A 17657-nucleotide genomic window follows, 5' to 3' on the forward strand; every position below is an offset into this window, starting at 1 on the left:
GTGCGGGCCATTTTTGCATGAGCCGGAAATGAACCGCGCTTACGTCGGCGAGCGCATCAAACGCGCCTTCTCGCGCTCCCAGTCGCGCTTTTTCTCGGTCTCGCGCTTGTCGTGCATCTTCTTGCCCTTCGCGAGACCGATCTCGCATTTGACGCGACCGTTCTTGTAGTGAAAATTCAGCGGCACGAGCGTGTAGCCGCGCTGCTCGACCTTGCCGATCAGCTTGCTGATTTCCTCGCTATGCAGCAGCAGCTTGCGCGTGCGCACCGGATCGGGATGGATGTGCGTCGACGCTTCGGGCAGCGGGCTGATGTGCGTGCCGATCAGGAACAGCTCGCCATTGCGGATCACCACATAGCCTTCCTTGATCTGGCCGCGCCCCGCGCGCAACGCCTTGACCTCCCATCCTTCGAGCACGAGGCCTGCCTCATAGCGTTCTTCGACCGAATAGTCGTAGAAGGCTTTTCTGTTGTCGATGATGCTCATGAATGGAAAGTGCCCAACTCGTTTAAAATTACGATTTTAGCAAAGCGGGACCAGGAAAGCCCGCCGCGCTCGTCCACCCTTGCCGCGCGCTGTTCAATTTATGGCAGATGTCCAGAAAACCGTGTTGATTCGCCATTCGGCGGAACAGATGTTCGACCTCGTCACCGACGTCGACGATTACCCCAACTTCCTGCCATGGTGCGGCGGCATCGAAATTCGTCACCGGGACGACACCAGCATGGAGGCGCGGATCGATATCAACTTCAAGGGCATCAAGCAGCATTTCGCCACGCGCAACTCGATGGAGCGCCCCACGCGCATCGACATGGAATTCGCCGACGGTCCGTTTCGCAAGTTCACCGGTTTCTGGCGCTTCACGCCGCTGCGCGCGGATGCGTGCAAGATCGAATTCGCGCTGCACTACGAGTTCACCAGCATCCTGCTCGAGAAGATCATCGGGCCGGTGTTCAATCACATCGCCAATACCTTCGTCGAATCTTTCGTGAAGCGCGCCAATCAGCGCTACGGTCAGGCATGAACGCGCGACTAACGGTCGAGGTCTGCTATGCGCTCGCCGGCGAGCAGGCGCTGATTGCGGTCGAGTTGCCGGCGGGCGCGACGCTGAGGCAGGCGATCGACGCAAGCGGGATTCTGCAGCGTTTTCCGTCGATCGATCTGAACACGCAGAAGGTGGGCGTGTTCGGCAAGCTCAAGCCGCTCGATACGGTGCTGGGCGACCATGATCGCGTCGAGATTTACCGGCCGTTGCTGGTCGATCCGAAGGTGTCGCGCCAGCGCCGCGTCGAAAAGACGCGCAAGGCGGGATCGATCGAGGGGCGGCGCTGGTTGAACAAGGATTCGCGCTAGGCGGCGCGGGTCGGCGGGGCGGTGGACTTTTTCCGCCCGCCGCCCGTGACACCTCATCGCGTCACATCGCCTCAGGGCGCCGCCGTTTGCGCCTTCTCGTCCATGCCTTCGATGCGCGCCGCACCCGACGAATCGTCGTCCGAATGCCGGCGCACCGACCACCAGACCCCCGCCACCAGCAGCAGGATCGCCGCGAGTTCGAGTGGGCGCGGCAGGCGCTCGTCGTAAATGAACGCGTAAAGCAGCGCGAACAGCGTCTCGAATACGATCATCTGGCCGGACAGCGTCAGCGGCAGCCGTTTTGCCGCGGCATTCCACAGGCCGTTGCCGAGCCACGACGCGCCGATCGCGAGTACCAGGTTGAGCAGCCAGAACGTGTGCCACCGGGCATCGGCCAGTTCGTCCTGCGGGCCGCCGGACGGCAGCACCGCGACCACCAGCCATAATGCGCCGCCGAGCGCGCCCGTCACGACGCCCCACAGCACCGACCACTCGTTGCCGCTGAAATGCGTCTGACGCTGCAGGTAGCGGGCGTTTTCGACCGCGAACCAGGTCCAGCAAAGGAGCGCGCCGACCGCGCAGGCCACGCCGAGCAGGCGCGTCGCGATGTTCACCGGCGCCGCGCCGGCCACCGTAAACACGTCGATATTGATGCACACGATGCCCGCCATCACGGTCGCGAGCGGCCATGCGAGGCGCGCGAGCGGCACGGCGCCGTGATCGCGCCGGCCCATCAGCGTGACCGTGACCGGCAGCACGCCGACGATCAGCGAGGCCGGCGCGATCCCGATCAGGTGCACGGCGGCCGTCAGCAGCAGGTAATAGACGATGTTGCCGGCTAGCGCGAGCTTGACGAGCGCGATCAGGTCCTCGCGGCTCAGCCGTTTGGCGAGCGAGCGCGCGATCGGCAGGGCCGCGGCGAGCGACACGACGCCGTACATCGAATAGCGGCCAGCGACGAGCAGCAGCGGGGAGAAGTCGGGCAGCACGCGCGGCACCAGAAACACCATGCCCCACAAGGCTCCGGCCATGACCCCATATATGACACCGCGCTGCATCGACTGCCCCTGCTGGATAAACTGGAATGGGCGGCAGAATAGCGGTTTTGCGGACGGGGCGTCTTGTTCGATCCTGCATTCGCGTCGCTCGATCGCCGATGGCCGCCGGCCAGGCGCCGCGTTTGCCTGCGAACGCGCAAACGAAACCCGATCGAACCCGACGCGAAAAGCGAAGCGAAATCCGCGCGTGCCGGAGCGGTAAAAAATCGTCTGAAATTCGCTAAGCTGCTGTTCGCGCAGTGAAAACCGGGGTGGTATCGCGTATAATTCGCTTTTGCGCCTATAGGATTTGCCATGCGTCTGATCCAAACAGCACTCACGTTCGATGACGTGCTCCTCGTCCCGGCCTTCTCCGATGTTCTGCCGCGCGACACCAGCCTCAAGACCCGGCTGACCCGCAACATCTCCCTGAACATGCCGCTCGTGTCCGCCGCGATGGACACGGTCACCGAAGCACGTCTGGCAATCGCCATGGCGCAAATGGGCGGCGTCGGCATCATCCACAAGAACCTCACGCCGGCCGAGCAGGCGCGTGAAGTCGCGAAGGTCAAGCGTTTCGAGTCGGGCGTCGTGCGCGACCCGATCACCGTGCCGCCGCAAATGAAAGTGCGCGACGTGATCGCGCTGTCGCGCCAGCATGGCATTTCGGGCTTCCCGGTCGTCGAAGGTGCGCAACTCGTCGGTATCGTGACGAACCGCGACCTGCGCTTCGAAGAGCGTCTGGACGAGCCGGTGCGCAACATCATGACGCCGCGCGAGCGCCTCGTCACCGTCAAGGAAGGCACGCCGCTCGCCGAAGCGAAGGCGCTGATGCACAGCCACCGCCTCGAGCGCGTGCTGGTCGTCAACGACTCGTTCGAGCTGCGCGGCCTGATGACCGTCAAAGACATCACCAAACAAACCGAGCACCCGGACGCATGCAAGGACGAGCACGGCAAGCTGCGCGCGGGCGCGGCGGTCGGCGTCGGCGCGGACAACGAAGAGCGCGTCGAGCTGCTCGTGCAGGCCGGCGTCGACGTGATCGTCGTCGATACCGCGCATGGCCACAGCAAGGGCGTGCTCGAGCGCGTCAAGTGGGTCAAGCAGAACTTCCCGCACGTCGAGGTGATCGGCGGCAACATCGCGACCGCCGCGGCTGCCAGGGCGCTTGTCGAATACGGCGCGGACGGCGTCAAGGTCGGTATCGGCCCGGGCTCGATCTGCACAACGCGAATCGTCGCAGGCGTCGGCGTGCCGCAGGTCACCGCGATCTCCAACGTGTCCGAAGCGTTGAACGGCACGGGCGTGCCGGTCATCGCCGACGGCGGCGTGCGCTTCTCGGGCGACGTCAGCAAGGCGCTCGCGGCCGGCGCGAGCGCGGTCATGATGGGCAGCATGTTCGCCGGTACCGAAGAGTCGCCGGGCGAAGTGTTCCTGTACCAGGGCCGCCAGTACAAGTCGTACCGCGGCATGGGCTCGGTCGGCGCGATGAAGGACGGCGCGGCGGACCGCTACTTCCAGGACAACTCGGCGAACATCGACAAGCTGGTGCCGGAAGGCATCGAAGGTCGCGTCGCGTACAAGGGTTCGGTCAACGCGATCCTGTTCCAGCTGATTGGCGGCGTGCGTGCGAGCATGGGCTACTGCGGTTGCCGCACCATCGCTGAAATGAACGAGAAGGCCGAGTTCGTGCAGATCACCGGCGCGGGCCTGCGCGAGTCGCATGTGCATGACGTGCAAATCACCAAGGAAGCGCCCAACTACCACGTGGACTAAACGCCCATGAAGCCACTGCTGCGCGTTGTACTGATCCTCGATGCGTTGGTGCTGCTGGCGTTAGGCCTGCTGTTCGTGCTGACGCCGTGGACCTCGCTGTACGACGCGCTGCAACTGGTGCCAACGGAGCCGATGCTGGTCGGCCAGGCGTTCGGCGTCGCGCTGATCGGGCTCGCATGGCTCGCGCTGCATGCGTCGTTCGACGGGGCGCTGACCTCGACGGTCGCGAAGGTGGTCGGTCATGTGCATTGGCTGATCGGCGTGCTGCTGCTGGTCTGGCTGCTGGGGCTGCATACGCCGTCGTTGACCGGCTTCGGGCAGATGGTGGCGGCGCTGGCCGGTGTCGCGCTGGTGGTGATCGGGCTCGGCGGCGTGCGGCTGTCGGGTGTGGTGCGGCGGCGCGAGAAGGGGGGCGTGGTCAAGTCCTCGTCGAGCAAGGTCGACGGCCGGGCTGAAAAGCATGCCGCGAAAGAAGCCGAAAAGGATGCCGTACAGAAGCGCGAGCCACGTGCCTCAGCGGGCTTTCCGATCTATCAGGCCGAGCCGGTGCCAGAGCCCGTCGTGCCGGTCACGCGACCGGTGAATCCGGCTGACGCGGCTCCCGTTGCCACTACCGCGCCGCTTCGTCCGGCTGCCAGCGAGTCCGGCCTGAGCGAGTCCGAACGTGCCGCGCGCGACACCAGCAACGACGTACCCAGCGCACCGCGCCCGCCGTTTCATGGCTGAAGCGCCGCGCGCCAGGCCGTTTGCCGAAGCTACCGGGTTTCGTTCGCGCGCATCGCAGGCGGCAAGTTCCGCCGTTGGTCCCGCTTTTGTGCTTCATCGTAATGTTTGCTGTCCGCGCCGCGCTGAGACCGTCGCCGCGTGGACCGCTTTGAATTCATCGCCGCGCCTCGTGCGCGGCATTCCGTATCCGCTCACTTCTGATTCCGTCCGCTGCCATGCATGACAAGATCCTGATTCTCGACTTCGGTTCGCAAGTCACCCAACTGATTGCACGTCGCGTTCGCGAAGCCAACGTGTATTCGGAAATCCATCCGTACGACGTCGACGCGTCGTTCATCCGCGACTTCGCACCGAAGGGCGTGATTCTGTCGGGCGGCCCGAGCTCGGTCACCGAGGAAGACACGCCGCGCGTACCGCAAGCCGTGTTCGAACTCGGCGTGCCGGTGCTCGGCATCTGCTACGGCATGCAGGCGATGGCGCAGCAGCTCGGCGGCAAGGTCGACATTGGCCATCTGCGCGAATTCGGCTACGCCGAAGTGCGCGCGCGCAACCATACGAGCCTGCTCGAAGGCATCAGCGACTTCACCACGTCCGAAGGTCACGGCATGCTGAAGGTGTGGATGAGCCACGGCGACAAGGTGCTGGAAATGCCGCCGGGCTTCGCGCTGATGGCATCGACGGAATCGTGCCCGATCGCCGCGATGGCCGACGAACAGCGCCGCTTCTACGGGCTGCAATGGCATCCGGAAGTCACCCACACGGTGCAGGGCCGCGCGATGCTCGAGCGCTTCGTACTGCAGATCTGCGGTGCGAAGGCCGATTGGGAAATGGGCCATTACATCGACGAAGCCGTCGCGAAGATTCGCGAGCAGGTCGGTAACGAGCACGTCATTCTGGGCTTGTCGGGCGGCGTGGATTCGTCGGTGGCGGCGGCGCTGCTGCATCGCGCGATCGGCGATCAACTGACCTGTGTGTTCGTCGATCACGGCCTGCTGCGCCTGAACGAAGCCGAGCAGGTGATGGCATTGTTCGCCGATCACCTCGGCGTGAAGGTGATTCACGTCGATGCGAGCGAAGCATTCCTCGGCAAGCTCGCCGGCGTGACCGATCCGGAAGCGAAGCGCAAGATCATCGGCGCCGAGTTCGTCGAAGTGTTCCAGGCCGAGGCCGGCAAGCTGACCGACGCGAAGTGGCTGGCACAAGGCACGATCTATCCGGACGTGATCGAATCGGCGGGCAAGGGCAAGAAGGCTGCGCAAACCATCAAGAGCCACCACAACGTCGGCGGTCTGCCGGAGACGTTGAATCTGAAGTTGCTCGAACCGCTGCGCGAACTGTTCAAGGACGAAGTGCGCGAGTTGGGCGTGAAGCTCGGTCTGCCGCACTCGATGGTGTATCGCCACCCGTTCCCGGGCCCGGGTCTGGGCGTGCGGATCCTCGGCGAAGTGAAGCGCGATTTCGCGGACCTGCTGCGTCGCGCGGACGCGATTTTCATCGAAACGCTGCGCAACACGATCGACAAGGAAACCGGCAAGTCGTGGTACGACCTGACGAGCCAGGCGTTCGCGGTGTTCCTGCCGGTGAAGAGCGTCGGCGTGATGGGCGACGGCCGTACCTACGAGTACGTCGTCGCGCTGCGCGCGGTGCAGACGCTCGACTTCATGACCGCGCATTGGGCGCATCTGCCGCACGAACTGCTCGGGCATGTGTCGAACCGAATCATCAATGAAGTGCGCGGGATCAACCGGGTCGTCTATGACATCTCGGGCAAGCCGCCTGCGACAATCGAGTGGGAGTGAATTTACGTCCTTCGAGGACTATCGCCAGCTATCGAAAAACCGCCGTAACGTGTTGATTTAGAAAGAAATGCGTCACGGTGGCTATCGGTGGCTATCGCCGGCCAGCAGAAAAAGTTGGCGGTAGAGCTGACGGTAAAAATCGAGGCCGGATTAAGACACTCTCGTTCACTATTCAGACTTTTACCGTCTTTGACGGTAAAAGCCTTCTCGGGAAAGCTTGTTTTATGCGGCTTTCCGGGCATCAGCAGGTCTCCAGGTCCTTGACGGTAAAGCCTGACGGTAAAGCCGTCAAAAGCCGGAGGAAACCTCGATGCTTACTGACGCTGCACTACGAAATCTGAAGCCTAAGTCCAAGATTTATAAGGCTTCTGACCGGGACGGGATGTACGTGACGGTATCGCCCAGCGGTACTGTCACCTTCCGCTACGACTACCGCCTCAACGGACGCCGTGAGACGCTGACTCTCGGGCGCTACGGCCCCGGCGGCATCTCACTGGCGATGGCGCGCGAACTACTCCTGGATGCGCGCAAAGCCGTGCTCAAGGGCACCTCGCCTGCGCTCGAAAAGCAGCGCGAGAAACGCCGGGTGGTCGCCATCAAGACCTTCGGCACAGCGATGGAGACGTGGTTGGCCAATGCACGATTGGCAGACAGCACCCGTGCCATGCGCAAGCACATCATCGACCGGGACATCCTGCCGGTCTTCCAGAATCGCCTGCTGACCGAGATCCAAGCCGAAGACCTGCGGGCCTTGTGCAACAAGGTCAAGGAACGCGGGGCGCCGGCCACTGCGGTCAAGATTCGGGACATCGTGAAGCAGGTCTATGTCTACGCCATCGCCCACGGTGAAAAGGTGGACAACCCAGCCGACAGCGTGGGCGCGGCCTCGATCGCCACCTTCGTTCCGAAGGATCGCGCCTTGTCGCCACTGGAAATCCGACTGTTTGTACAACAGATGGAATCAGTGGCGACCTATCCGACCATCAAGCTGGCGTTGCGCTTGATTCTGCTGACGCTGGTGCGCAAGAGCGAACTGATCCAGGCCACGTGGGATGAGGTCGATTTCGAGAGCAAGACCTGGACGATCCCGAAGCAGCGGATGAAGGGGCGCAACCCGCACGTGGTCTATCTGTCGCTCCAGGCGCTCGACATCTTCGTGACGCTGCACGCCTGCGCGGCCGGCTCAAGGTTCGTTTTTCCTTCTCGTTACGATGCCGAGCGGTTCATGTCCAATGCGACTTTGAATCGGGTCACGCAGCTCGTGGCGGAGGCTGCAAAGACCAAAGGGCTGCCGCTACAACCGTTCACCGTCCACGACCTGCGCCGTACCGGCTCGACGCTATTGAACGAAATCGGCTTCAACCGCGACTGGATCGAGAAGTGCCTGGCGCACGAGGACGGGCGTTCCTCGCGCTCGGTCTACAACAAGGCCGAATACGCGGAGCAACGGCGCCACATGCTGCAAGAGTGGGCCAACATGGTCGATGCTTGGGGCGGCGGGCAGACCTACGTGCCGAAGCTGATGCCGGAGAACGTGGTGGTGCCGGCGTTGAGCGCGATGGCCTGATTGGACGAGAGCTGCTGCCCAGCTTCATTCCTCGCTCGAACCCGCCCGAACAGGGCGGGTTTTTCGTAGGTGGACATCCGGCTTCGAGACGCCGCCGCGACGAGCCTGCTTGCGCTGCTCGATCCACGCTTCCACTTCGGCCAAGTCCCACACGACGCAGCGCGGCGTCAGGTTGAAGCGACGCGGGAACTCGCCGCGGCGCTCCATTTCATAGATCGTCGTTTCGGCCAAGGGAACGATCCCCCGCAATTCCTGGCGGCGGATGGTGCGACGGTAGGGAAGCGGGCTGCGCTTCGGGAACTGCGGCAACTCCTCGTAGGCTTTCGTGCCCGGCACAGGAAGATGCTGGCCGGCGTCGATGCCAGCCGCACTGGATACTGCTTGCGGTAGTTGTTCCACATCGGACTCCATGAGTACGCGCATGGAGGCATGGTGAGGTTCAATACCTATCGGGACAACTTGCTGCGGCGTAGTGCGGCGAACTTGGAGCAATCTTGATCTCAATTGCTATGCCGAAAATCCGAAATGGCGTCGGGACGCATGGCATCCGCCATCGCGCGACCACCGACATCGCTAATTCCGGTGTTCCCATCAAGGTCGGAATGGCGTTGACTGCGCACAAGACCGTCACCATGCTCATGACGTATGTGCATGCCGAGGATAATCCCATGCGGGCGGCAGCCGACAAGGTTGCGAACCAGCGGCGACATACTATCGACAGCCGAGCACCGGCCACACCAGCGACGGTAGTCCCCGCAACTGTGGAAGGTGACAAGACTCGTACCAGTCAGGGCAACTACCGCCCATACCGGCACCGAAAGGAAAATGGTCGTAACGTTCCGCCAGGAAGCAAACGCACAAAATCTTCACCCAAGGAGGTGGCCGCATGAGCCCACGGTCGTCCAAGCCAGCATCGAGTCGTGTCAAGACTGCGAAATCGACTGCCGAGATCACAGTACAGAGCTACGCAGCCTTCGTCGGCGACTTGAAGAGGAAGATTTCCGAGGCCCGTCATCGCGCTAGCCTGTCGGTCAATCGCGAATTGATCCTGCTTTATTGGGGCATTGGCCGCGACATTTTGATTCGGCAGGGGCGGGAGGGGTGGGGCGCCAAGGTTATCGACCGACTGGCCGTCGATTTGGGCCAGGCATTCCCCGAAATGACTGGCCTTTCGGCCCGGAACCTCAAATATATGCGTGCCTTCGCTGATGCCTGGCCTGATGGCGAATTTGTGCAACGGGTCGTTGCACAATTGCCCTGGGGGCATAACGTCAGCCTTCTCGATTCCATCAAGGCGCCCGAGGAGCGTGCATGGTATGCACAGCAGGCCATCGAACACGGCTGGAGCCGTGCTGTCCTTATCCACCAGATAGAGAGCAAATTGTTCGCGCGCCAGGGCAACGCGCTCACGAACTTCTCGCGGACGTTGCCCGCTGAACAGTCCGAGCTTGCCCAGCAACTCCTCAAAGATCCCTATACCTTCGACTTTCTCGCGCTTGGTCCCGATATGCTGGAGCGCGATCTCGAACGTGGTCTGATTGAGCACTTGCGCGCGCTGATCCTCGAACTTGGCAAAGGCTTTGCCTTCGTTGGCAGCCAATACCATCTTGAAGTCGGCGGCCAGGACTATTACCTCGATCTTCTCTTCTATCACCTGCGATTGCGTTGCTTCGTCGTGATTGAGTTGAAGATCGAAGAGTTCAAGCCCGAGTTTGCCGGCAAGATGAACTTCTACCTCTCGGCCGTCGACGATCAGCTTAGGCACAAGGACGATCAGCCGACCATTGGCATCATCCTGTGCAAAGGGCGTAACGAGGTGATCGTCGAATATGCTTTACGCGATTCGAGCAAGCCGATGGGCGTCGCCCAGTACAGTCTCTCCCCAGCACTGCCGCCGCAGTTGCAGCAGGCACTGCCAACCGCCGAGGAATTTGCACGCGAGTTTCCGCTGATGTCCGTTGTCAAGTTGCGAATTGAGATCGAGCGGATCTTACGGGATATCCTATCTGACAACGGCCTTGCTTCGGCGGCGCCCGCCGGCATTGGCAATATGCTGCGCGAGTTGCATCAACGTGGCCTCGCACCGGCCAGCACTGAAAGCTTTCTTGAAGCCCTTCGCGTCATGAATGCGGCCGTGCATGGCGTGGATGTAGACGCTATGGGCGCGGAGCAGGCCGTGGAAATTGGCACGGCGTTCCTAACGGAACTTAGAGGCATGCGGTGACGACGCGAATTACCCCTTTCGACTCCCAGCACCTCCAAGCAGCCTGCCAAGTGCTGGCGGACACGGTGCATGGGCTCACGGGCACACAAATCGAGCGTTTGCTGCAGGAGATCAATGTCGCTGACGTATCTCCAGGCATCACCAAATGGAAGCGATTATTCAATGCCTTGGCGGCTGCGCAGAACCAGCACCAGGTCGGCAACCACCTCATCATGTTCATCAACCGAGCGATGAATCCCGTGAGCTATGCCCGCGATACGGGAACGTTCGCTTGGCGGCGAGATGAACTCAATGTTGTGCTGGCCTTCTCTGGTTTCTACGTGCGCGAGGATGGCAAGGTTGGCCATGCCGACAAGGCAACGACCTTGGATGCGGCCCGCGCACGCGCCGGGCGACTCAAAGCTGCGCTGGAAGGCCGGACGGTTCATGAGGAAGTGTTGAGCTACTGCCGTGCCGAATTGCTCGACGAAAACTACTTCCATGCCGTCTTCGAGGCGACAAAAGGTGTCGCTGAGCGGATTCGTACGCTGTCGGGCCTGAACGGTGATGGCGCAGACCTAGTGAACAAGGCATTTACTGGTCAGCAGCCCGTCTTGGTGTTAGGGCCGCTCATCACAGAGTCCGAGAAAAGCGAACAGAAAGGCTTTGCGAATCTTCTGATCGGCCTGTTCGGGGCCGTGCGCAATCCATTGGCCCATGCACCCAAGACGAACTGGCCCATGTCCGAGCAAGATGCACTCGACATTCTGACCCTGGTGTCGTTGATTCATCGCAAGCTGGATCGCACACAGAAGGCTGTTCCATTACCGTAGTGAGGAAATCCCATCTATGGGTCTTCCACGTATCGAATTACCTCCGCGGCAAGAGCCGCTCTTGATGCCTTGGCCGGTGCAAGGCAATCCAGGTGGCTTCATTCAGTTCGACCACGCTGATCAATGGCGCATGTTCATCGCCAGCCTAGACATGGACGCTCGCATTCCAGATGTTGTGCGCCTGAAATACGCCCGAGCGCAGAAGCTCTATTTGCTTGGCTGGATCGACACCGACTTAATCAAGGCCGGCGAGCTGGTCGCTCTGACCACGCTGGAACTCGCGCTAATGGATCGCTATGGGACCAAGTTCAAGACACGAGAGCGGACGTTTGCCGCCGTGCTCAAGCATCTAGTGGAGGTCGACGGTTTGACTGACGCGCAAATACCTGTTGTCGCCCGCTGTGGCGGTAGTGCGATCGGCCAACTAGTCGGCACGGTGAGGCCGACATTAGCGCAACGCAGAAATGCGATGGCCCACGGTGACCCATTCGACGGGTTCCCGGTCGGTGGCCTTCTCGAATTGGTGCGCGACCTGATTACGTTCGCTTATCGCAGTTTCATCGCAGAATACCGCCAAGGAGTAACCGGCTAGGACGCCGGCTACTCCGTTTGGTTGTTTCACTGCTCGGGCCAGTCTTCCGGTACAAGCGCCGGCGGCTTGGTCCACGGCTGTTCTACCAACGCGTCCTGGAACCACTGCTCGCGAAGGTTCGCGTGCTCGGTGACGATCAACTGGAAGCCAGGTGCGTCTTCCTGTGTGAACTTGAGCAGCAACTCGAACAACCGCCGGACCGCCTTGAGGTCGGCATCGGCTTCCTCTGTACTCTGGACCGAGCCATCGGCTTCTTTGTAGACCTGCTCCGACGGGAAATAGACTTGGGTCGGCTGATCGATCAGCAAAAAGCGTGGAATCGGCCGGTTGTTCTTGACGGCGAACAAGTGCAGGGCGAGCAATGCCGAGAGGTGGTAGGCCAGATGGTTCTCGCCACCACCAGTTCGGCTCATGGGAACCGGGCGTTCCGGGCGATCGAAGACGATCGTGATGTTGGCCAGGTCGAATCGCGCCGGATAGGCTCTGAACTCGGCTTCGAACTTCTGAATATATTGCGATACCTGCGTCGAGATGATGTTTAGTATCGAATTGAGCCGGTCGTTGCTGTCGTCCGCGCCAACACGCTTTTCCAGATCCTCAACCTTCAGCTTGAGGCGGCGATGTTCCGCCTCAAGCCTAGCAAGTTCTTCGTTCGGAGCGAGGTTTTCCAGGAATAGGCTGATGCGACCGACGACACGTGCGGCCGCATTGTTGCGAGTGCCCATCTGAGCGATGACGTCATTTGCCGCTATCGCTGCGGAAAGTTCGGCTTCCTTCTCTTTGATGGCACCAGCGATCTCTTGCGCCTTGACATTTAGTTCGGTCAGGTAGGCGTCGAGCTTGGGGCGTTGCCCGGTGGCAATGCGTAGCTCGGCATCGAGCGATGCCAGTTCGTCGAGTAGGACCGTGGCGACCGGCGATTCCATCGCCAGGTTTTGTGCACTGAACGGCCACTGCCATTCGCCGGTATCCGGGTTCTTCGGCAGTGCCTTGATCGAAGATAGTCGGTCCAACTGCTCGGTGGCCTCGCTCTCATAGCCGCCGGCGCGTTTGGAAAATTGGCGAGCGGCGTCAATCTTCGCCTGTGCTTCCCGACGATCCTTGCGCAATTGGCCCAGTTCTTCTTCGAGACGAGAAATCCTGCTCCCGTCGTCTTCGGGAATCTTCTCGGGTTTCCAACCGAGCGCGGATCGCAGGATTTCGATGATCCCGTTCGCGGTGGTGTCGGCGTTTGTGTCGCCGATTACGCCAACGGCTTTGGCCTCGGAGTAAAGACCAATCGCCTTCTCGTGCGACGTGTCGATGGCATCCCGCGCCTGTTCCAATAATTTTGCATTGAGCCTCAGATCCCGCTGTGCGATGCGCAGCTTGGATTCGAGTTCATACCGATCATGGGAAGAGACCCCGAGCAAGATCGGTAGCGTGTCACGGATCGCCTGCGGCTGAAACTGCTCGTTCTGGCGATAGAGGAGCTGGTCCTTGTTTGCGACCAGCCCTTGCTTCTGGAACAGGTAATAAAACGTGTGCTTGACGTTGGCGTCGTAACTGTCTCTGCTGTGTTCCAGAGGGACATCGGTGCGGTTCTCGGGAATTCCGAGCAGGCGTGAGAGCAAAGTAACAACGGCATCGTCATCCGAATTGACGGCCAATTCTTCGAACGATGGGGCCTGCAATTCAGTACCCCGACGCAACATCGCTGTGCTGCAGCTTGCTCCGCCTTCGGGCGGCGTGGGCTTGGCGACTAGTACCTGCTCGTGGTCGAACTGGTAGATGACGGCGAACCACGCCACCTTGTCGCGAATAATGCCCTCCGGGACATTGAATGAGGACCGCCCCATACAATATTCGACGATCTCGGAAAGCGCAGATTTGCCGGTGGAAGACCGCCCGGTGATGACGTTGAGGCCGTCCACCCGGAATTGCAGGTCCCGGCGTTGCCCGTCATGGCTGTAGATGTGGATGGACTTGATCTTCATGGGCGAATTCCGAAAGTCGTATATACGGTCACTCGATCAGCGATGCGGGCGAACTCCTTCCCGACGATGCGTGCCACGCGCTGGCAGGATTTGGTTTCGTCGGTTCCCGTTATTGTTTTCCGAACCTTGTCGGGGACAGTTTGGAGCCGCCCGTCAGGCGCGACGACGATGCAGCCTCTCTCCATCAACAAGCCGAAGCCTTTGAACCGCCCCGGGTTTCCCGGAGACTATTTTGCTTGAGTCATGCCACGGCGGCAGACCCAGCGAGATTTGCATAATAAGCGGCTTCGGCCTGCGCGGGTGGAATGTTGCCGATGGGGCCGAAGAGCCGACGATTGTTGAACCAGTCCACCCATTCGAGCGTCGCCATTTCAACGGCCTGCAGATTGCGCCACGGTCCGAGGCGATGGATGACCTCTGCCTTGTACAAGCCGTTGATCGTTTCAGCCAGTGCGTTATCGTAGGAGTCGCCCACGCTGCCCACCGACGGCTCGATGCCCGCCTCGACCAGCCGATCCGTATAGCGGATCGATACGTATTGCACGCCGCGGTCGCTGTGATGGATCAGCCCGTCCTGCTGCGCCGGCTGTCGTTCGTACAAGGCCTGCTCCAGTGCGTCCAGAACGAAGTCCGTGCGCGCCGAGCTCGACACGCGCCAGCCGACAATGCGTCGGGCGAACACGTCGATGATGAACGCGACATAGACGAAGCCCTGCCAGCTCGATACATAGGTAAAATCTGAAACCCACAGCGCATTGGGCCGTTCGGCCGTGAATTGCCGCTTCACCAGATCCTTCGGGCACGGCGTCGAACCATCGCTCACTGTCGTACGTACCGTCTTGCCCCGCACCACGCCGCGCAGGCCCATCTGCTTCATCAGCCGCTCGACCGTGCAGCGCGCCACGACAATGCCTTCGCGCTTCAATTGCGTCCAGACCTTGTCTGCGCCATAGACCTGGAAGTTTTCTTCCCACGCGCGCCGGATCTCATCCTTGAGCATCCTGTCACGCTGGGCCCGCGGCGGCACCAGGTCAGGATTGGCGCGGCGAGCCACATGGGTGTAGTACGTCGACGGTGCGATTGGCAGCACCCTGCAGATCGGCTCGACCCCGTAGACGTGCCGGTGATCATCGATGAACGTGATCATCACTTCGGTCGGCGGTCGAGCTCCGCCTGTGCGAAATACGCTGACGCCTTGCGCAGGATTTCATTGACCTGCCGAAGCTCACGTACTTCCCGCTCCAGTTCCTTGAGCCGATCCTGCTCCTGCGTACTCGTGCCCGGGCGCAAACCCCGATCCCGCTCCTCCTTGCGCACCCAGCTACGCAGCGTCTCGCCCGAGCAGCCAAACTTCGCCGCAATCGACGCGATCACTTTCCATTGCGATTCCCGGTCGCCTTGATGTTCCAGCACCATTCGCACAGCCCGCTCACGCACTTCCGGCGAGTATCTTGGGGATTTCTTCTTCGTGTTTTCCATAGCTCCATTTTCTCAAGAAGTGGAGTCTCCGGAAAACCCGGGGCGGTTCACCTTGTCCGCGACTGTAGCCCGCGGCTGTGCGCCGTCAAGGCGCGCCGGGCCGTGTCCTCGGCTGCGCCTGCGGGCCGCACCAACCCTGCGCTTGTTTCCTTGACGGCACCCGTCCGCGCGCTCCTGACCGTCGCGGGCGATGAACTCAGGAAAGACGGTGGCAACGAGGCCGGCCCAGGTCTCCGCGCCGACCCCACCGGAAAAGCCGAAAGGCGGGCTCCGAATCTAGGAATCCGGTGGTGGTTTTTCGACAGCCAACCCTTGTCAGGAGAACGACCATGCAACTCGCATCCCGCTTCGCTTTCCGTTCGCCGGTGCTGCGTTCGGAACGTCCCTTGTCGGATGATCAAATCCGCGCCGTAGCGCCGTCCATCTTCGCGGACGCGCCGCACCAAAGCCGCTCGGAACGGTACAGCTACATCCCCACCGCGACCGTGCTGCAAGAGCTGCGCGGGGAGGGCTTCGAGCCTTTCATGGTGTGCCAGACCCGTGTGCGCAACGACGACCGCCGCGAGTACACCAAGCACATGATCCGGCTGCGTCACGCCAGCCAGATCAACGGCCGCGAAGCCAACGAAATCATCCTGCTGAATTCGCACGACGGCACGAGCAGCTATCAGATGCTGGCCGGCATGTTCCGGTTCGTATGCAGCAACGGCCTTGTTTGCGGCGACACCGTGGGGGACGTGCGTGTACCGCACAAGGGCAATGTAGCGGTGCAAGTCATCGAAGGCGCTTACGAAGTCCTGCACGGCTTCGACCGGGCGCGGGCATCCCGCGATGCGATGCAGGCCATCACGCTGGACGCCGGGGAATCGGAAGTGTTCGCCCGTGCCGCGCTGGCGTTGAAGTACGACGAGGCCACGCCCGCGCCGATCACGGAATCACAAATCCTGATGCCGCGCCGTCACGACGACGACCGCCGCGACTTGTGGAGCGTGTTCAACCGCACGCAGGAAAACCTCATCAAAGGCGGTCTTTCCGCCCGCGCCGCGAATGGTCGTCGCCAGACCACCCGCCCGGTGCAGGGCATCGACAACGGCATCCGCCTGAATCGCGCCCTCTGGTTGCTGGCCGATGGCCTGCGCCAGTTGAAAGCATGAACCCCACGCGGAGGGGCTTTCAATATCTCGGCCCCTCCATTCCTTCCGCTGTTGTTCCGCTCACGAATGGAGTTACTGACCGGTGCACCAAATACTGCCCTGTGCGTTAGAGAGGTATGAATACGCAAACTGATGCAAGGAAGCTGGGCGAGGCAACGCAGGCGCACCTGAGGAAGATGGTGGTGCAAGCGGTGCGTAGCGGCATGACGCGAGTGGAAGCGGCTCGAACGTATGGCGTTAGCCTGCGTGCGGTGGGCAACTGGATGAAGTTGGCACGAGAGGGTGGCTTGAGGGCACTGAGGTCCGGCAAGCGTGGCCGTCGGCACGGAAGCGGCCACCTGACTCATCCACAAGCCGTGAAAATGCGCAAGCTTATCATCGAGCGCATGCCCGACCAGCTTGCGCTGCCGTTCTACCTGTGGACCCGCGAATCGGTGGCAAAGCTGATTGAGCGCGAGTGCGGCGTGAAAGTGTCGAAGTGGACGGCGGGCCGATACCTCAAGGCATGGGGCATGACCGCCCAGAAACCTGTTCGACGCGCGTACGAGAGAAAGGACGAGGAAATCGAGCGCTGGCTGAACGAGGACTATCCGGGCATTGCGAAAGAGGCGAAGCAGGAAGGGGCAACCATCTATTGGGGCGACGAAATGGGCTTGCGCAGCGACCACGTGAGCGGTACCAGCTTTGCCCTGAAGGGCGAAACGCCGGTCGTCAGGGCGACCGGAAAGCGCTTCGGCTGCAACATGATTTCTGCGATCACGAATCGTGGAGAACTGAGCTTTATGGTCTTCGAAGGGACGTTCAAAAACGCGACCTTCATCGATTTCCTGAAACGCCTGCTCAAGCAGGCCACGCGCATGATCTACCTGATCGTCGATGGGCATCCTGTGCACCGGTCCAAAGCAGTCAAGCGGTACGTCGCCGATAACGCTGCACATCTGCGCCTGATCCGGTTGCCGGGGTATTGCCCCGAGCTCAATCCTGACGAGCTGCTCAACCAGGACGTCAAAACCAACGCGCTCGGCAAAAGCCGACCGGCGACCAAGGCGGAACTGATCGGCGCGATCCGGCGACACCTGCATCGCCGACAGAAGGAGCCTCACATGATTCGCAACCTCTTTAAAGAAAAACATGTCCGGTACGCAGCCTGAGAAGAGGCACT

17 protein-coding genes, 1 pseudogene and 1 other annotated feature are annotated in these 17657 nt (G+C 61.3%); of the genes and pseudogenes, 12 read left to right on the forward strand and 6 right to left on the reverse strand.

The features are described 5' to 3' along the window. Window positions 1-39: 39 nt before the first annotated feature. A complete protein-coding gene (gene smpB / locus QFZ94_RS19720; RefSeq protein ID WP_013089686.1) occupies window positions 40-486 on the reverse strand; it encodes an SsrA-binding protein SmpB in 447 nt (148 codons plus the stop codon). Window positions 487-586: 100 nt separating this feature from the next. Here smpB and QFZ94_RS19725 point away from each other — a divergent pair, with 100 nt between their 5' ends. Continuing rightward, entirely contained in the window at window positions 587-1024 is a 438-nt protein-coding gene (locus QFZ94_RS19725; RefSeq protein ID WP_013089685.1) for a type II toxin-antitoxin system RatA family toxin, read from the forward strand. Further along, complete coding sequence (locus QFZ94_RS19730) at window positions 1021-1353, forward strand: RnfH family protein (RefSeq protein WP_429458913.1); 333 nt, start codon at window positions 1021-1023, stop codon at window positions 1351-1353. Before QFZ94_RS19725 ends, QFZ94_RS19730 begins: the two co-directional genes overlap by 4 nt. Before the next feature lie 71 nt (window positions 1354-1424). On the opposite strand, the gene QFZ94_RS19735 is transcribed toward QFZ94_RS19730, so the two are convergent. After that, on the reverse strand, window positions 1425-2411 hold the full coding sequence (locus QFZ94_RS19735; protein ID WP_429458915.1) for a DMT family transporter: 987 nt from the start codon (window positions 2409-2411) through the stop codon (window positions 1425-1427). A gap of 294 nt (window positions 2412-2705) precedes the next feature. On the opposite strand from QFZ94_RS19735, the gene guaB reads away from it, so the two are divergent. From guaB to QFZ94_RS19755, 4 genes are all read left to right on the forward strand, one after another. Next, window positions 2706-4166, forward strand: coding sequence for an IMP dehydrogenase (guaB, locus tag QFZ94_RS19740; protein ID WP_368587319.1), 1461 nt, complete (start codon window positions 2706-2708; stop codon window positions 4164-4166). A gap of 6 nt (window positions 4167-4172) precedes the next feature. Continuing rightward, the gene (locus QFZ94_RS19745; RefSeq protein ID WP_429458917.1) at window positions 4173-4892 is read left to right on the forward strand and encodes a hypothetical protein; all 720 of its coding nucleotides are present in this window, start codon (window positions 4173-4175) and stop codon (window positions 4890-4892) included. A gap of 215 nt (window positions 4893-5107) precedes the next feature. Next, a complete protein-coding gene (gene guaA, locus QFZ94_RS19750; RefSeq protein WP_013089680.1) occupies window positions 5108-6691 on the forward strand; it encodes a glutamine-hydrolyzing GMP synthase in 1584 nt (527 codons plus the stop codon). A 310-nt stretch (window positions 6692-7001) separates the two neighbouring features. Then, window positions 7002-8258 carry a tyrosine-type recombinase/integrase gene (locus tag QFZ94_RS19755; protein WP_429458920.1) on the forward strand — a complete coding sequence of 419 codons (1257 nt, stop codon included), beginning with the start codon at window positions 7002-7004 and terminating at the stop codon, window positions 8256-8258. A gap of 24 nt (window positions 8259-8282) precedes the next feature. Here the strand turns inward: QFZ94_RS19755 and QFZ94_RS19760 are convergent, their stop codons facing one another. After that, window positions 8283-8669, reverse strand: a complete 387-nt coding sequence (locus QFZ94_RS19760; protein WP_429461858.1) for a helix-turn-helix transcriptional regulator — start codon at window positions 8667-8669, stop codon at window positions 8283-8285. 119 nt (window positions 8670-8788) lie between these two features. Here QFZ94_RS19760 and QFZ94_RS19765 point away from each other — a divergent pair. The 4 genes and pseudogenes from QFZ94_RS19765 to QFZ94_RS19780 form a co-directional block, all read left to right on the forward strand. After that, a pseudogene (locus QFZ94_RS19765) lies at window positions 8789-9148 on the forward strand (tyrosine-type recombinase/integrase); the annotation flags it as partial. Continuing rightward, entirely contained in the window at window positions 9145-10482 is a 1338-nt protein-coding gene (locus tag QFZ94_RS19770; RefSeq protein ID WP_429458922.1) for a PDDEXK nuclease domain-containing protein, read from the forward strand. The pseudogene QFZ94_RS19765 and the gene QFZ94_RS19770, both read left to right, overlap by 4 nt. Further along, the gene (locus QFZ94_RS19775) at window positions 10479-11294 is read left to right on the forward strand and encodes a TIGR02391 family protein (RefSeq protein WP_429458924.1); all 816 of its coding nucleotides are present in this window, start codon (window positions 10479-10481) and stop codon (window positions 11292-11294) included. The genes QFZ94_RS19770 and QFZ94_RS19775 overlap by 4 nt, the downstream gene beginning before the upstream one ends. Window positions 11295-11310: 16 nt before the next feature. Continuing rightward, entirely contained in the window at window positions 11311-11886 is a 576-nt protein-coding gene (locus QFZ94_RS19780) for a hypothetical protein (protein ID WP_105766725.1), read from the forward strand. Window positions 11887-11912: 26 nt separating this feature from the next. On the opposite strand, the gene QFZ94_RS19785 is transcribed toward QFZ94_RS19780, so the two are convergent. The 3 genes from QFZ94_RS19785 to QFZ94_RS19795 all read right to left on the reverse strand — a co-directional run bounded on the left by QFZ94_RS19785 (window position 11913) and on the right by QFZ94_RS19795 (window position 15341). Further along, complete coding sequence (locus QFZ94_RS19785; RefSeq protein WP_429458926.1) at window positions 11913-13862, reverse strand: DUF3732 domain-containing protein; 1950 nt, start codon at window positions 13860-13862, stop codon at window positions 11913-11915. After that, complete coding sequence (locus tag QFZ94_RS19790) at window positions 13859-14047, reverse strand: three component ABC system middle component (protein WP_429461860.1); 189 nt, start codon at window positions 14045-14047, stop codon at window positions 13859-13861. The genes QFZ94_RS19785 and QFZ94_RS19790 overlap by 4 nt, the downstream gene beginning before the upstream one ends. 56 nt (window positions 14048-14103) lie before the next feature. Further along, window positions 14104-15341, reverse strand: a protein-coding gene (locus QFZ94_RS19795; RefSeq protein ID WP_429458928.1) for an IS3 family transposase whose coding sequence is annotated in 2 segments (ribosomal slippage) — window positions 14104-15038 and window positions 15038-15341 — 1239 coding nt in all. Because the reading frame shifts where the segments join, the coding sequence is not laid out codon by codon here. Further along, window positions 14935-15051: a sequence feature (AL1L pseudoknot), on the reverse strand. It overlaps the preceding gene by 117 nt. A gap of 329 nt (window positions 15342-15670) precedes the next feature. On the opposite strand from QFZ94_RS19795, the gene QFZ94_RS19800 reads away from it, so the two are divergent. Both QFZ94_RS19800 and QFZ94_RS19805 read left to right on the forward strand, forming a co-directional pair. Beyond that, window positions 15671-16495, forward strand: a complete 825-nt coding sequence (locus QFZ94_RS19800; protein WP_429458930.1) for a DUF932 domain-containing protein — start codon at window positions 15671-15673, stop codon at window positions 16493-16495. A 116-nt stretch (window positions 16496-16611) separates the two neighbouring features. Beyond that, window positions 16612-17646: an IS630 family transposase gene (locus QFZ94_RS19805; protein ID WP_429455271.1), complete on the forward strand. Its 1035-nt coding sequence runs from the start codon at window positions 16612-16614 to the stop codon at window positions 17644-17646. Window positions 17647-17657: the final 11 nt, after the last annotated feature.

Origin of the sequence: Paraburkholderia sp. JPY465, assembly GCF_050436725.1 — a bacterium.
Classification (GTDB): Bacteria; Pseudomonadota; Gammaproteobacteria; order Burkholderiales; family Burkholderiaceae; genus Paraburkholderia; species Paraburkholderia youngii.